Raw genomic sequence first — 13,940 nt, 5'->3', positions numbered from 1 at the left:
CAATGAGTTCTGAGACATCCACCACCGACGAGACCGACGAATCGAGCGGCCACTGTTCGACCCCCGACTCCGACGGGGAAGTGGCAGAGGAAATAGCCATTATTGCCTTCGAGCGAAAGATGGAGACGGCCGAGGAGATTGTCGACGGCATCGGGTCGGCCTACGAGCAAATCGACGTGCTGGAGTACCACGGTGACGTCTTCGAGGAGTACTGGGGAGAGTACGACTGTTTCGTCGGCCTGATGGCCAGCGGTATCGCGATGCGCAAGACCGCACCACTGCTCGACGACAAGTGGGACGACCCCGCGGTCGTCGTCATCGACGAGGAACTCACCTGGGCCATCCCGCTCACGGGCGGCCACCACGGTGCCAACCAGGTCGCCAACGACCTGGCGGAACTGGGGGCGGTCCCCGCGATGACGACCGCCAGCGAAGCAGCGGGCAAACAGGGCGTCGAGAGCAAGGCCAAGGCGCTCGATACACACGTCGTCAACGGCGACTCGACGGTGGCGACCAACCTCGCCGTCCTCAACGAGGAACTCGGCCCGGTCGTCCGTCTCGACGGCCCCCGAGCGGTTGTGGTCGGCGACGATGTGACCGTCCTCAAACGGAACAAAGACGAGGGCGTGGTACTGGGAACCGGCACTGTCTCCGGCGTCGACACCGAGCAGGTGCTCGATGCCTGGGAGGCCGCACTTGCCGACGTGGATCTCGATTTCTCGGACGTCGATTTCGTCGCCACGGGAACCCGCAAGGAAGGCGAGGAGGGGCTCTACGAGGCCGCAGAGCAGATAGATGCTGGTGTCGTCCTCTTCGAGAAGGAGACACTCGAAGAGCACGAGGGCCCATCGCCGTCGCGCTCGAAGGAACTCATCGGCTGGCCGGGCATCGCCGAGGCCTCGGCTATTGCCGGTGGCCGCGAGCACGACCTCCTTCGTGAGAAAGAACGCTTCGACGACGCCGTGACCGTGGCGGTGGGGCGGTAAGATGGCCGGTGAGTCGCCCGCAGACGACCACGGAACGCTCTACGTCGTCGGCATCGGTCCCGGCCTCCCACACGAGATGACACAGCGTGCGAAAGACGTCATCTCGACTGCCGACTGCATCATCGCCTCGAACCTCTATCAGGAGTTCCTCCGCAAGGACGGCACGCTCCCGCCCGAGAGTGCCGAAATCGAGGCCGCCGCCGACGGCGGCGCGGCGGTCACTTCCGAGGGCGAGGACGCCACACTTCTCGAACGCCCGGACGGGAGCCAGCAGGCGCTGGTCCGCTCGTCGATGGGTCGGCAGGTCGAACTCGCCCGCGAGGCCTTCGAGCGCGTCCGTGACGGCCAGGATGTTGCACACGTCTCGGGCGGCGACCCGAACGTCTACGGGAAATCCGATCTCCTGTTCACGATGGCCGAAGAAGACGGTGCGACCGACGTGCCGGTCGAAATTGTCCCCGGCGTCACCGCGGCGCTTGGTGGTGCAGCAAACGTCGGCGCGCCGTTGTCGAACGATTTCTGTACCGTCTCGCTGTCGGACAAGTGGCGCGGCTGGGAGGAAATCGAGGAGAAACTCCGGGCTGCCGCAATCAGCGGATTCGTCGTTGTGTTGTACAACTGCTGGCGGGACTACGAGCGTGCAATCGAGGTCCTCCGTGAGGAGCGCGCAGACGACGTTCCAGTCGCTATCATCAACGACGCGGGCCGCGGCGAGGCCGGCAGGAACCTCGACGACGAGACACACACCATCACGACGCTGGGGGCGGCGACAGACCACGACGAGAAAGTCGGCGGGATGGGCACGTCCATTCTGGTCGGCAACCACGAGACCGAAGTATGGGCAAACGACTACCGCGAGTTCCTCGTCACCCCGCGTGGCGGGCGTGACGTCGACGATTTCTAACAATGAGCACAGACGACACCACCGAGACAGAATCGAGCTGTGGCGCGAGCGAGACAACCGAAGCGAGTACCGAATCGAGCTGTGGTGCGAGCGATACCACGACCGAGACGGAATCGAGCTGTGGCGGCTCGTCCTCGACGGGGTCGAGTTGCGGTGCGAGCGAGAGCACCGAGGAGAAAGTCGAGTCGACCGTCGACGATTTCGACGCCGAGCCGGGCCAGCTTGTCGCCGTCGGCCTCGGCCCCGGTGCGCCAGAGGGGATGACCCAGCGGGCGCAAGCAGCACTGCTTTCGGCCGAGCACATCGTCGGCTACACGACCTACGTCGAGTTGCTGCCAGACGAGATTACAGAGGACGCAGACGACATCTACGACACACCGATGTGTGGCGAGGTCTCCCGGACGGAGGAGGCCGTCGACCGGACGCTTGCGGGCAACGACGTCGCAATCATCGGCAGCGGCGACCCGAACGTCTACGCCCTCGCGGGGCTGGCGCTCGAAATCCTGGAGTCGAAAGGTGCGACCGCCTCGATGCTCGATTTCGAGGTCGTCCCCGGTGTGCCGGCGGCCCAGTCCTGTGCGGCTCGGCTGGGTGCACCACTGGTCAACGACACCGTCAGCATCTCGCTGTCGGACCACCTCACGCCGATGCCGACCATCGAGTCCCGGCTGCACGCCGCCGCCAAGGAAGGGTTCGCCATCACCATCTACAACCCCTGGAGCCGCAAGCGCCGGGAGAACTACCAGAAGGCCTGCGAGATTCTGCTGAGCCACCGCGACGCCGACACGCCCGTCGGTATCGTCCACGGCGCGGGCCGCGAAGACGAACAGGTCGAGATTGTCGACCTCGGCGACCTCGAAGAGATGGGCGAAAGCGACCTTGTTGACATGACCACGACAATCGTCGTCGGCAACGAGGACACCTACGTCCACGACGGCCGGATGGTAACGCCCCGGGGCTACGAATCCAAGTATGACTACTGAGTATCGCGTCGTGCTTGACCGCGAGACCTGCGACGGCATCTTCGCCTGTCTCGTCCGGGACGGCCGGTTCGCCGAGGCAGACGACGGGCTGGCGACGTTCGACGGTGTCGAACCCGGCGACGATGACGCCCTCGTGGCCACTTTCGAGGACGACGCTATTGAGGACGCACAGCAGGCCGCCAGCGCGTGCCCGGTCGACGCAATCGAGGTGACGGAGGTGTCGCGATGAGCGACGCAACAGAGCCGGCGACGGCGGCCGACCTGCTCGAAGCCACGCCAGCGACGGCCTACTTCTGGGGTCGAGTCGCCGGCGAGGGCGACCTCGCTGACGGCTGTGTGACTGTTCGGGCAGGCGACGAGTCGGCGGCCGACGCACTCGCAGCGGTCGCCGGCGCAGACACTCGCAATCACAGCGTCGAAGCCCGAGAGTCCGCGCACGACGCCTCGATTGTCCGCTACGAGGACAGCTACGAGCTACAGGTCTTCGGGACGCTGGCCGAGCGTGCGAGTGCGGCCTTTGGCCTCCCGATTGACGACCAGCCCGGCGGCTACCGCTTCGATGCTTTCCGCGAGCAGCGACCACAACTCGTTCGCGGGCTGCTCGAGGCCTGTGGGACGGTCTGTTTCCGGGAGTCGGCCGGAACGGTCGGCATCTCGTTCGTCCACGACGACGACCGTCTCCTGAAGACAGTCCAGTCGTTGCTCGCCGACGCCGAGCCTGCCGTCCCGACCGACGAGATTCAGGAGACCTCTTCGGGCGGCTACTGGTTCGGCCTCGCCGACGAGGCCAATACCGAAGCGTTCGCCCGCTGGGTCTACGCCGGCAGCGAGTCTTCGGGCCTGTATGCGGCCGACAGACGGACGAAACTCCGGCGGGCAATCGAGCGGGCGACAGACGCGAGTGTGGGGGTGCTCTCGGAGTGACCGCCGAGGCAGCCACACCGGTTCCGGAGTCACTCGACGACGAGGCAGTCCTGCTGGTCGGCCACGGCTCTCGCCGCGAACGCTCGAACGAACAGGTCCGCGAACTGGCTGCTGCCCTCGAAGACCGGCTCGGACTCCCCGTCGACGCGGGTTTTCTCGAACTCGCCGAGCCCTCCATTTCGGATGCAATCGCAGGACTGGCCGGGACCGTCTCGACGATTTCGGTCGTCCAGCTCTCGCTGTTCGGGGCGAGCCACGTCAAAACTGATGTCCCAGTCATCATCCAGGAGGCGCGTGCCGAACACGACGGCGTGACGATTCACAACGGCTCACACCTCGGCGTCCACCCTGCAATGGTCGACGTGCTTGACGACCGGGTGAGCGATGTCGAGGCCGAACTGGGCGTCGACCGCGGGGGCGACGATGTCGCGGTCGTCGTCTGTGCCCGGGGGTCGAGTGACCCGGACGCGAACGCGGACGCCCACAAACTCTCGCGGCTGCTGCAGGAGGGCCGGGCGTTCACGCGCGTTGAGACAGCATTCGTTGGCGTCACCGAGCCGGAACTTCCCGACGCGCTACACGACCTCTCGCGACACCGCCCGGACGCTGTCGTCGTCGTGCCGTACATGCTCGGCGACGGCGTCCTCACTGGCCGCGTTCGCGACCAGACCGCCGAGTTCGACGCGGAGTATCCCTACGTCACTGCCGGGGCTGGCGACCCACTCGGGACCGATACACGACTGCTCGACGTACTCGGTGACCGCTGGCAGGAAGCACGAACCGACAGCGTTGATATGTCGTGTGACACCTGCAAGTACAAGGTCGAACTCGACGGCTACGAGGAAGATGTCGGCGGCGCTCGGGCGACGTTACGCGCACTCGCCCACAAACAGAGCCACGCCGACCGCGAGGACGTTGCCGACGAGCCACACGCTCACGACGCGCCGAGCAAACACGTCGCCGTCTGCACGAACCAGACCTGTGCAGCGATGGGCGCACCTGCCGTCCTCGAACGCCTCCGCCAGGAGGCAAGAGACTGTGACGCCCGCGTCACACGCACGTCCTGTTTGGGCCAGTGTGGCGACGGGCCGAACGTCGCCGTCTACCCCGACGGCGTCTGGTATCAGGGCGTCACTGCCGATGACGCCACGCGCATCGTCTCGTCCCACGTCGAACGGGACCGCATCGTCTCAGACATCGACACCCAACTCCTATAACACATGAGCTGTCACGAAATCGAAGCACTCAGACTCGGATTGATGAACGTTCTCGGCACGACCGACCGTTCGGTCCGCGAACACGCCGAGAAAGAACTGGAAGGACACATGGAGGGCCCAATCGAGGGGCTCGCCACCGCCGACAGTCTCTCGGCGCTGCAACGTCACCTCGACGCCGCGCTGGTCGACCTCGAAGCGGAGATTGCGGCCGCCGACGAAGACGACCCCGAGTACGACTACCTCCGTGGTCGGCTCGTCGCCGTTCGGGACGCCGAGCGGTCACTCGACCGGCTGACGACCCACGGTGAGGGACTACTCTCGGACCTCGGCACTGCTCACGACGCGCTTCACGACGCGTTCCCGGTCGATGAGTGAGGTCCGCAATACCGTTTCGCTAGGCGACCTCTCGCCGAACGGCTCGCGCCAACTCGGTCGCCGGTCGGCAGTCTGCTGGGCCGACGGGACGGTCGTCGCTGGCTGTGACGACGGCCGCCTCGTCGCGGTCGACGCCGAGACGCTCGCTCCGCGCTGGCAGGACGACTCTCTCTCGGGGAGTGTCGTCTCTCTCAGTGGGACGTCTGCCGACGTCCTGGCTGGCACACGCGGCCCGGACGGCGAGGTGCGCTGTCTCGACAGGGAGACCGGCGCGGTCCGGTGGCGATACCAGACAGCCGATGACATCGGGACGGCCCAGCAGGACAGTCGGTTTTTCCTGCCGTTCGTGGTCGACGTTCTCCGTGCGGACGACCGTGCGTACGCGCTCGCACGCCGCTACGAGCGTGGCCCTGACGGCGAGCGGCAGTTCCGGAGTGTCGTCTACTGTTTCGAGTCCGACGGGACACGACGGTGGCGCCACCGGACCGACGCGTCGCCCATCTCGATGGACCTGCTGGGCGACCGACTCGGGGTCGCGTTCAACCGGTGTCCGGGTGACGACGGCGACGGTGTCCGGATTCTCGACGCCGAGGACGGCACGGTCGCCGGACGCTGGGACCCACCTGGCGGCGGACAGCGCCGGTGTGGCGACCTCTCGTTGCTCGGCGATGGGTTCGTGGCCGTCAGTCACGCCGACTACCGCGGCTACCGCATCGACGGCGACCGACGCTGGGCGGTCGACCTCGGCGGCCCCGTCGAGCAAGGCGGGGAGACGGTTTACAGCTATCCGAACCACGTCCATGCAACCGACTCGGGAGCATTCTTTCTCACTGGCAACACCTACCCACAGGAGGGCCGGGAAACCGACGAACGCCACCCGAACGAACACACGGCTGTCGGCGTCGGTGCCGACGGTACCGTCAGGTGGGAGGCCGAAACCGGCGGCTTCGCACACGGCATCGAGACGGCGGGCGACTCCGTTGCGGTCCCGGTCGCCCAGCACTTCCGCGAGCGGGACCCGTCGGTCCACGGCGTCTACACCTTCGACGTGAGAGATGGTCCTGTCGCCTCGACCGCCACCCGTGGTGTCGCGACCGCTGTTGCAGTCCGTGACGGTGGTGACGCTGCTGTCGCAATCGAAGAACCCGTTGCCTACCACGACGCCGACAGCGTTCGGGGGCGCTACTGCCTTCGTCGCGTCCTTTAGGCTACACGACAGCGCTACGCTTCTATCTGCTCGGCGAGCAAGGCAGGAACATCCCCAGGCGTCACGTCGGAGAACCACTCGTCACGGGGTTGAAACGCAATTGCGGTGCCATCCTCGCTACAGAGACCGAGACAGGCAGTCTCGACTACGGCGGCCTCGGACCAGAATAGTCCGCGCTCCCGAAGCCACTCCTGGACCGCCGCGAGCACGTCCTCGCCGCCGACGCCTCCACAGGCGGCGTACTCCGAGTCACGCTCGTTAGTGCAGACGAGGACCCAGGTCAGGTCGCGGTCACGTTGCTCGCCGGTCCGTCGTTGCATCTCAGTCACCTGTCGCCGGCGAGGCTCCGCTGACCTCACTCACTGACTGCCCGGCCGGCCCGTCTCTGTCCAGACGCGTGTACGTCGCCGCAATCAGCGCCCAGAGGCCAAGCTGACTCATCACAACCAGCGACCGAAATGTCGTGACGAGCGTGTCGGGCGCGTCGGTGTGTCCGCCTGGGACGAGCACGACCGGTAGCATTCCGAGTGCGAACGGGGCCGCCGCGGCACCGAGTGCGAGCACCGTTCCGCGGGTGCGAACCCGCCGGAACGCGACGATAGAGAGCGCACATAGTACCGCACCGAGGACCATCAGCCCGGCGTAGACAGCCAGCCGGGTCTCGGGCGCGAGCGTCTGTTCGGTCACCGGGGTCGCAGGCGGCAAGCCGAGCCAGGGGACGCCCGAGACGGTGAGGAAGCCGGCACCCGCCAGCACGGCCGCTCGCCACCCGCGTGTTCCCGGCAGTGTCGGCTCGAACAGGTAGTAGGCAACGCCGAAGACCGTCCCCAGCAGTATCCCCCAGAGAACGCCACTGCCGATGCTCACGACATTCGTCGTTAGCTCCGAGACAGCGGGACTGTGGCCGTGGTCGTGACCGAACTCTTCCATGTACGTGATGAGGGGGTTCTCTACGAACGCCATGAACAGCCCGTAGGCAACGCCGGCGACGACGCCGGCACCAACCCCTCGTTTGAGTGCGTCGAAAATCATCTTAGTGACACGTGATGCCAGCGCCGTGACGGAAGTTGTGCAACGCGTCGTGTGCCATCGGGTCCTGCAAGAACAGCAACGTGAACCCGAGCGCTGCCACGAGCACGAGCGCCAGGCCCGCCGCAGTCGGTGAAACGTCTCCTCGCACCTGTCCAATCCGGTCTCGAACAGTCTCAGTTGTCTCCATTGAAATTCGAGTTTACATAGAACAATTCAAGTTGTAAAACTTGTGGTGTCGGTCACTCCGACGACCCGTGGCGGGCGAGGGCAGACTCGACACGTTGGGCGGTCAGTGCATCGAGAGAAACCCGGTCGCCCGCTGTGAGACTCGTGACCTCGCATGTCAGGGAACTCCGGTCTGTGCCGGTGCCAGCGTCGACGACGAGAACATGAGCGTCAAGCGTCGCCAGTCGCTTCGCAGCGCGACGAGTCTGTGTGGTTGGACTCCCGGTTCCGGCATTAGCCCGTCCGTCGGTCACGAGCACGACGACACCGACCGCCGGGTCCGCCCGCTCCAGCACGTCGCCCGTCGTCTGCAACCCGGCGGCAAGCGGCGTCCGGTCGGCCGTCGGCAGCTCTTTGAGGTGTCGGGCCGCCATCGACACGCTGTCGGTCGGCGGCAATAACACATCTGCGTCCTCGCCGGCGAAGGTGACGACTGCTACCTCGTCCCGTTGTTCATAGGCGTCCGCTAACAGCTCCATGACGACGCCTTTGGCCGCACGCATCGGGCCCCGCATCGACGCGCTGGCGTCCAGCGCGAACACGACCAGCGCGGACTGTCCGCTGGTCCGGACCGACTGGCGGAGGTCCCGTGACTCGACGGTGTCGTCCCCTCTCGTTGCGGCGGCACGCACGGAGGCGGCGGCGTCGATGGACCCGTCAGCATCCCACTCCACGGTTCGGACGCGCGCGCCACTCCCTCCGGGTGTCGGGGTGTCCGGTCGTCGTCCGCTGGTCTGCTGGTCCGTTCGAGGACCGCTCGGTTTGCCGTCTTCTCTGAGGTCGGGTGCGTCGGCGGCTCCGATGTCTGCTCGCGACTGGCCCGGAACGATGGGGGTTGCTGTCTCTTGGTCACTGTCTTGGTCGTCTGTCGGCCGGCCGCCGCCAGTTTGTTGGCTTCCGTTGTCGTCTGTCTCTTCCTGGCTATCGCTACCGTCTGTCTCTTCCTGGCTATCGCTCTCGCCCGCCGGCGTCGGCTGCTCGCTATCGTTGCCGCCGTCACCGCCGTCTCCTCGGTCGCCTGTGGCATCGTCCGGCTCTGAGCGGCCGGACTCTGTGGTGTCGCCGTCGCCCTCGCCTGCCGACTGCTGTTCGTCCGGCTGACTCTCTGTCTCTTCCTCACGTTCTTGGGTCTCTGAATCGTCCTCGAAGTGGTCGTCGATAATCTCCTCGGGGTCCGGCGCGTCTTCGAAGGGCTGGGATTTGAGCCGGTGGGGTAACGCGAACGTCGCGGCCTGTCGCACGTCAGGTTCGATGACGCGCTCGCGACTCTCCAGTGCGGCGAGGGTGCGGGCCGTTCGTGCGGTGGCGATATCGGCGCGGTGGCCCTCGACACCGGCCTCTCGGCATAGCTGTGCCGTCTCCAGCAGCAGTGACTCCGGCATCGTCACCGCGGACAGTCGGTCGCGGGCGAGACGGAGGCGCTCGCGGAGTTCCGCTTTCTCCTCGTCGTACTCCTCGTCTGGCTCGTCGAGGGCGCGCTCGACGACTGCCACGCGGTCGTCGATATCGTCGCTCCCCTGGACCTCGACCTGGAGGCCAAAGCGGTCCCTAAACTGTGGCCGGAGGTCGCCCTCTTCGGGGTTCATCGTCCCGATGAGGGTGATGTCGGCGGGATGGCCGACGCTGATACCGTCGCGTTCGACGCGGTTGACGCCGCTTGCGGCCGCGTCTAGCAACACGTCCACCAGATGGTCGTCGAGCAGATTCACCTCGTCGACGTAGAGGAAACCGCGGTTTGCGCGCGCCAGCAACCCGGGCTCGAACTCGGCACTCCCTTCGAGGGCGTCGGCCACCGACAGCGTGCCGACGACGCGCTCGCGGGAGGCCCCCAACGGCAGCGTAACGAACGGCACTGGCCGCGTCTCGACCGGTGGCGATTCGCGCTCGCGGCAGTTCTCACACTGCGAGGAGGAGTCATTGGGCGGACACCCGAACGGGCAATCTGCAACCACGGACTGTTCGGGCAACAAATCCGGAAGCCCACGCGCCGCCGTCGACTTCGCGGTCCCCTTCTCCCCTCGAATCAACAGCCCATCCAGCGCGTCGTTCGCCCCGAGGGCGAGCAGGGCTGTCTTCAACTCCGCTTGCCCGACGACCGCCGGAAACGGGAGTGTCATCCCCTCCGACAGCTTTTTTGCCGCCCCAAGTTCAACCATAGTTGTAATACTGAAATCGAGGTTTAATACAGTTATGCCACAACTTGTGCTATACACTGCGACAGAGAACGAACTCGGTGCGGTCCAGGCCGCCGCCGAGCGTGTCGAGGCAGACCTCGTGGTTCGCTCCGAGAGCGACCTCGACGACCAGGACGATGTCGAGCGCTTCGTCGAGGAGGGGAGGGGTGCTGACGCCGCGGTGTTCTGGCTCCACGGCGGCCAGGACAGCATGCCGGGGTACGAGTACGCCGTCTCCCAGTTCACCGAGGCCGGGGTTCCGCTCGTGGTGAACGCCACCGGCGACGCCTTCGCTATCGAGGATACGACGGTCGCCCCCGAGGACCGCGAGACGGTCTGTACGTATCTCGAACGGGGCGGGACCGCGAACATCGCCAACTGCCTCCGATACCTCTCGGCGACCTTCGGAGGTGTCGACCGGGAGTACGACCCACCGTTTGCGCTGCCGACAGAGGGGGTCTACCATCCGGACTACCCCGGCGCGAGCTACGAGGAACTGCTCGACAGCTTCGACCCGGGCCAGCCGACGGTCGCCGTCTGGTTCTACGAGTCCCATTGGACCCACGAGAACACCCGGTACGTCGACGCCCAGGTACGGGCACTCGAAGCCCAGGGGGCAAACGCCCTGCCGATTTTTTGTAATCCAGCGACAGACAGCGACGAACAGCAAGACGCCGAGTGGGTGACCGACAAGTGGCTCGTACACGAGGGTGAGCCGGTTGTCGACGCCATTCTCTCGTCGTTCATGTTTTCGCTATCGATGGACGAACGCGGACGGTCGGCAGGTGACGAGGGCGAGGGAGCAGAGGAGGTCTTTCTCACCCGTCTCGGCGTCCCGGTCATCCAGACCGTGACGACGATGCGTTCGCGCTCGCGGTACCAGGGCAGCGACACCGGCGTGATGGGGTTCGAACTCGCGCTGTCGGTCGCACTCCCCGAGTTCGACGGCAACGTCATCACCCATCCCATCTCGGGAAAAGAGCGTACCGAGGACGACGCCGATATCGGCAGCGCACCGAAACAGCATTTCCCCATCGACGACCGCATCGACCACGCGACTCGCCTCGCGGTCAACTGGGCGCAACTCCGTCACCGCGCCAACGACGAGAAACAGGTCGCGGTCGTGTTGCACAACTACCCGCCGAGCGACGACGGCATCAGCACCGCCTTCGGTCTCGACTCTCCCGAGAGCACGGTCAACCTCCTCTCGGAGCTTGCCGACAGAGGGTACGACCTCGGCGCTGGCGCGGGCAAACGGACGCCAATCCCCGACAGCGGGCAGACGCTCGTCGAACGACTCACCTCACAGTTGACGCTCGACGACCGCTGGGTCGCTCCCGAGGACGTCCGCGAGCGAAGCGTCGACGTGGTCTCGACCGAGCAGTACCGCGAGTGGTTCTCGGCGCTGGACGAGGAGTTCACCGACAACGTCCGCGAGGAGTGGGGCAAGGCTCCCGACCGACCATTCGCAATCCCCGGTATCGAGTTCGGGAACGTGCTCGTGACGGTCCAGCCCCCGCGCGGGTTCGGGATGGACCCCTCGAAGGTGTATCACGACTCGGACCTCCAGCCACCTCACGACTACGTCGCCTTCTACCGCTGGCTTCGCAACGAGTTCGCCGCCGATGCTATCGTCCATCTCGGTACCCACGGGAGCCTGGAGTGGCTGCCGGGCAAGACTGTCGGACTCGACGGCGAGAGCGCACCCGACCAACTCGTTGACGACATTCCGAACGTCTACCCCTACATCATCAACAACCCCGGCGAGGGGACGCAGGCCAAACGTCGCTCGTATGCCGCTATCGTGGATTACCTGACGCCGGTCATGGATACTGCCGGAACCTACGACGACCTCTCGGAACTCGAAGAGCTGGCAAACCGCTACCGGGAAGCCGGCATGGAAGACGCCAGAACCGACGACGGCGAACACCTCCTCGACCAGATTCGAGAGACTGTCGACGACCTCGACCTCGCGGTCGAACTCGGTATCGCCGGCGAGATCGCCGAGAAAGCCGACGTTCGTGGCCCCGAGGCGGCCGGGACGACACTCGCTGAGGGCCAGGTCGACGGCGACGAACTCGACGGCGACGACCTCGTCGAGCGGGTCCACGAGTACCTCACGGACGTGAAGACGACACAGATTCGCAAGGGGTTACACACGATGGGCGAACCGCCGGCCGACGAGCGACTGGTCGAGTATCTTGTCGCGCTCACTCGGCTGGAGAACCCCGGCGCGCCGAGCCTTCGGGAGGCTGTCGCGGGCGTGCTCGGCGTCGACTACCAGCGCATGCTCGACGAACCAGGGACCTACGACGAGCGCCTCGGTATGACCTACGCACAGGCCGCTGACGCGGTCTACGAGACGAGTCTCGATTTGGTCGCTACGCTCGCAGACCACGGCTTTGACCTTCCCGAGAGCGAACGCGAGGCCGGACCCGACGACGACCTGACGATGAATCTGCTCGTCGTCGACATCGACCCGCTGGGTGACGCCCGGGCGCAGTCGGGCGCTCACGACGACCTACGGGAGGCGCTTGGCTTCATCTCTGCGGAGGTCGCGCCACGGGTCGCTAGTGCCAAAGACGAGATTCCCCGGACTGCCGAGGCCCTGGCCGGCGAGTACGTCCCGCCAGGTGGCTCCGGTGCGCCGACGCGTGGCGGCGTCGACCTGTTACCGACTGGGCGGAACTTCTACACGCTCGACCCCCGGAAGGTTCCCGCCAGAAGCGCCTGGACTGTCGGCCGCGAGGTCGCGGAGGGAACCGTTGCCCGCCACCACGAGGAACACGGCGAGTACCCCGAGGAAGTCGGCGTGGTCGCCTGGGGGACCCCAACCGTCCGGACCCGCGGCGAGACTATCGCACAGGTGCTCGCGCTGATGGGCGTCGAACCCACGTGGACCGACGCCGGGCGGGTCGACGAGGTGGAACCGATTCCGCTCGACGACCTCGGCCGGCCCCGTATTGACGTGACGACGCGTGTCTCCGGGCTGTTCCGCGACGCCTTCCCCCAGGCCGCAGGCGTCATCTACGACGCCGTCGACGCGGTGGTCGAACTAGACGAGCCCCACGAGATGAACTACGTCAAAAAACACGTCGAGGAGGAGACGGAGCAACTCAAAGACCAGGGGGTCGACGACGCCCGGAGTACGGCCAAACAGCGCGTGTTCACCACCCGTCCCGGCGGCTACGGGGCGGGGACGAACAAGGCAGTCGACGAGGGCAACTGGGACGACAAATCTGACCTCGCGGAGGTGTACGTCCAGTGGGGCGGGTACGCGATGGGGTCGCGTGGCCGTGTCAGCGAGGCCCACGACGCCTTCGAGCGCCGTCTCGACGGCGTCGAGGCGACGGTGAAAATTGAGGACACCACCGAACAAGACGAGTTCGACAGCTCCGACTGGTACGCCTTCCACGGCGGATTCATCACCGCCGTGACCGAAATATCCGGCAGCGAACCAGCCTCCTACGTGGGTGACTCCAGTGACCCCGACAACGTCGACGTCTACACGAACGAGGAGAAGGTCCGGAAAGCGATGCGTGCCCGCGTCCTCAATCCGGACTGGCTCGACTCGATGGAGGAACACGACTACAAGGGCGCTGGTGACCTCTCCGGGACGGTCGACGTCGTCCTGGGGTGGGACGCGACCACCGGTGTCATCAGCGACCGCCTCTGGGAAGACGTTGCCGAGGCGTTTGCCTTCGACGCAGACCGCCAGGACTGGATGCGCGAGGTGAATCCGTGGGCACTGGCGTCGATTACCGAGACACTGTTAGAGGCCATCGACCGCGACCTCTGGGACGCCGACGAGGCGACCGAGACCCGACTGCGTGACCTCAATCTGCAGGTCGACGGCGACCTCGAAGAGCGCACGACAACCGAACCACCCGAAATTTCGACAGACGACTGACAC

At 65.9% G+C, this 13,940-nt stretch carries 13 protein-coding genes; 9 read left to right on the top strand and 4 right to left on the bottom strand.

The window, feature by feature from the left end; genetic code table 11:
• The first annotated feature begins 2 nt into the window (after positions 1 to 2).
• Genes cbiG through OSC37_RS09205 form a run of 8 tightly spaced genes read left to right on the top strand, consistent with a single transcriptional unit; the run spans position 3 to position 6,596 of the window.
• Entirely contained in the window at positions 3 to 986 is a 984-nt protein-coding gene (gene cbiG, locus OSC37_RS09240) for a cobalt-precorrin 5A hydrolase (RefSeq protein WP_267161182.1), read from the top strand.
• A gap of 1 nt (position 987) precedes the next feature.
• Positions 988 to 1,890: a precorrin-3B C(17)-methyltransferase gene (locus OSC37_RS09235; protein ID WP_267161181.1), complete on the top strand. Its 903-nt coding sequence runs from the start codon at positions 988 to 990 to the stop codon at positions 1,888 to 1,890.
• Positions 1,891 to 1,892: 2 nt separating this feature from the next.
• Positions 1,893 to 2,873, top strand: coding sequence for a precorrin-3B C(17)-methyltransferase (gene cobJ, locus OSC37_RS09230; protein ID WP_267161180.1), 981 nt, complete (start codon positions 1,893 to 1,895; stop codon positions 2,871 to 2,873).
• Positions 2,863 to 3,102 carry a ferredoxin gene (locus OSC37_RS09225; protein ID WP_267161179.1) on the top strand — a complete coding sequence of 80 codons (240 nt, stop codon included), beginning with the start codon at positions 2,863 to 2,865 and terminating at the stop codon, positions 3,100 to 3,102. Before cobJ ends, OSC37_RS09225 begins: the two co-directional genes overlap by 11 nt.
• A complete protein-coding gene (locus OSC37_RS09220; RefSeq protein WP_267161178.1) occupies positions 3,099 to 3,797 on the top strand; it encodes a cobalamin biosynthesis protein in 699 nt (232 codons plus the stop codon). The genes OSC37_RS09225 and OSC37_RS09220 overlap by 4 nt, the downstream gene beginning before the upstream one ends.
• Positions 3,794 to 5,014, top strand: a complete 1,221-nt coding sequence (locus OSC37_RS09215) for a CbiX/SirB N-terminal domain-containing protein (protein ID WP_267161177.1) — start codon at positions 3,794 to 3,796, stop codon at positions 5,012 to 5,014. Before OSC37_RS09220 ends, OSC37_RS09215 begins: the two co-directional genes overlap by 4 nt.
• A gap of 3 nt (positions 5,015 to 5,017) precedes the next feature.
• Positions 5,018 to 5,389: a DUF3209 family protein gene (locus tag OSC37_RS09210; RefSeq protein WP_267161176.1), complete on the top strand. Its 372-nt coding sequence runs from the start codon at positions 5,018 to 5,020 to the stop codon at positions 5,387 to 5,389.
• The gene (locus OSC37_RS09205) at positions 5,382 to 6,596 is read left to right on the top strand and encodes an outer membrane protein assembly factor BamB family protein (protein ID WP_267161175.1); all 1,215 of its coding nucleotides are present in this window, start codon (positions 5,382 to 5,384) and stop codon (positions 6,594 to 6,596) included. Before OSC37_RS09210 ends, OSC37_RS09205 begins: the two co-directional genes overlap by 8 nt.
• Before the next feature lie 14 nt (positions 6,597 to 6,610).
• On the opposite strand, the gene OSC37_RS09200 is transcribed toward OSC37_RS09205, so the two are convergent.
• Genes OSC37_RS09200 through OSC37_RS09185 form a run of 4 tightly spaced genes read right to left on the bottom strand, consistent with a single transcriptional unit; the run spans position 6,611 to position 10,009 of the window.
• A complete protein-coding gene (locus OSC37_RS09200; protein WP_267161174.1) occupies positions 6,611 to 6,916 on the bottom strand; it encodes a (2Fe-2S) ferredoxin domain-containing protein in 306 nt (101 codons plus the stop codon).
• Between the two features lies 1 nt (position 6,917).
• Positions 6,918 to 7,628 (bottom strand): CbtA family protein, encoded by a 711-nt coding sequence (locus tag OSC37_RS09195; RefSeq protein ID WP_267161173.1) that lies wholly within the window; start codon positions 7,626 to 7,628, stop codon positions 6,918 to 6,920.
• A gap of 1 nt (position 7,629) precedes the next feature.
• Entirely contained in the window at positions 7,630 to 7,815 is a 186-nt protein-coding gene (locus OSC37_RS09190; RefSeq protein ID WP_267161172.1) for a CbtB domain-containing protein, read from the bottom strand.
• Positions 7,816 to 7,867: 52 nt separating this feature from the next.
• Complete coding sequence (locus OSC37_RS09185; protein WP_267161171.1) at positions 7,868 to 10,009, bottom strand: VWA domain-containing protein; 2,142 nt, start codon at positions 10,007 to 10,009, stop codon at positions 7,868 to 7,870.
• A gap of 34 nt (positions 10,010 to 10,043) precedes the next feature.
• On the opposite strand from OSC37_RS09185, the gene cobN reads away from it, so the two are divergent.
• Complete coding sequence (cobN, locus tag OSC37_RS09180; protein ID WP_267161170.1) at positions 10,044 to 13,937, top strand: cobaltochelatase subunit CobN; 3,894 nt, start codon at positions 10,044 to 10,046, stop codon at positions 13,935 to 13,937.
• Positions 13,938 to 13,940 lie beyond the last annotated feature (3 nt).

Source organism: Halovenus salina (genome assembly GCF_026410925.1).
GTDB lineage: Archaea > Halobacteriota > Halobacteria > Halobacteriales > Haloarculaceae > Halovenus > Halovenus salina.
This window is presented reverse-complemented; position numbering and strand designations above follow the sequence as displayed.

Excerpts from the sequence above, each read along its gene's own strand:
- OSC37_RS09190 (WP_267161172.1), bottom strand. The coding sequence starts at position 7,815 with ATGGAGACAACTGAGACTGTTCGAGACCGGATTGGACAGGTGCGAGGA.
- OSC37_RS09195 (WP_267161173.1), bottom strand. The coding sequence starts at position 7,628 with ATGATTTTCGACGCACTCAAACGAGGGGTTGGTGCCGGCGTCGTCGCC.
- cobJ (WP_267161180.1), top strand. The coding sequence starts at position 1,893 with ATGAGCACAGACGACACCACCGAGACAGAATCGAGCTGTGGCGCGAGC.
- OSC37_RS09220 (WP_267161178.1), top strand. The coding sequence starts at position 3,099 with ATGAGCGACGCAACAGAGCCGGCGACGGCGGCCGACCTGCTCGAAGCC.
- OSC37_RS09210 (WP_267161176.1), top strand. The coding sequence starts at position 5,018 with ATGAGCTGTCACGAAATCGAAGCACTCAGACTCGGATTGATGAACGTT.
- OSC37_RS09225 (WP_267161179.1), top strand. The coding sequence starts at position 2,863 with ATGACTACTGAGTATCGCGTCGTGCTTGACCGCGAGACCTGCGACGGC.
- OSC37_RS09235 (WP_267161181.1), top strand. The coding sequence starts at position 988 with ATGGCCGGTGAGTCGCCCGCAGACGACCACGGAACGCTCTACGTCGTC.
- OSC37_RS09185 (WP_267161171.1), bottom strand. The coding sequence starts at position 10,009 with ATGGTTGAACTTGGGGCGGCAAAAAAGCTGTCGGAGGGGATGACACTC.
- cbiG (WP_267161182.1), top strand. The coding sequence starts at position 3 with ATGAGTTCTGAGACATCCACCACCGACGAGACCGACGAATCGAGCGGC.
- OSC37_RS09200 (WP_267161174.1), bottom strand. The coding sequence starts at position 6,916 with ATGCAACGACGGACCGGCGAGCAACGTGACCGCGACCTGACCTGGGTC.
- OSC37_RS09205 (WP_267161175.1), top strand. The coding sequence starts at position 5,382 with ATGAGTGAGGTCCGCAATACCGTTTCGCTAGGCGACCTCTCGCCGAAC.
- cobN (WP_267161170.1), top strand. The coding sequence starts at position 10,044 with ATGCCACAACTTGTGCTATACACTGCGACAGAGAACGAACTCGGTGCG.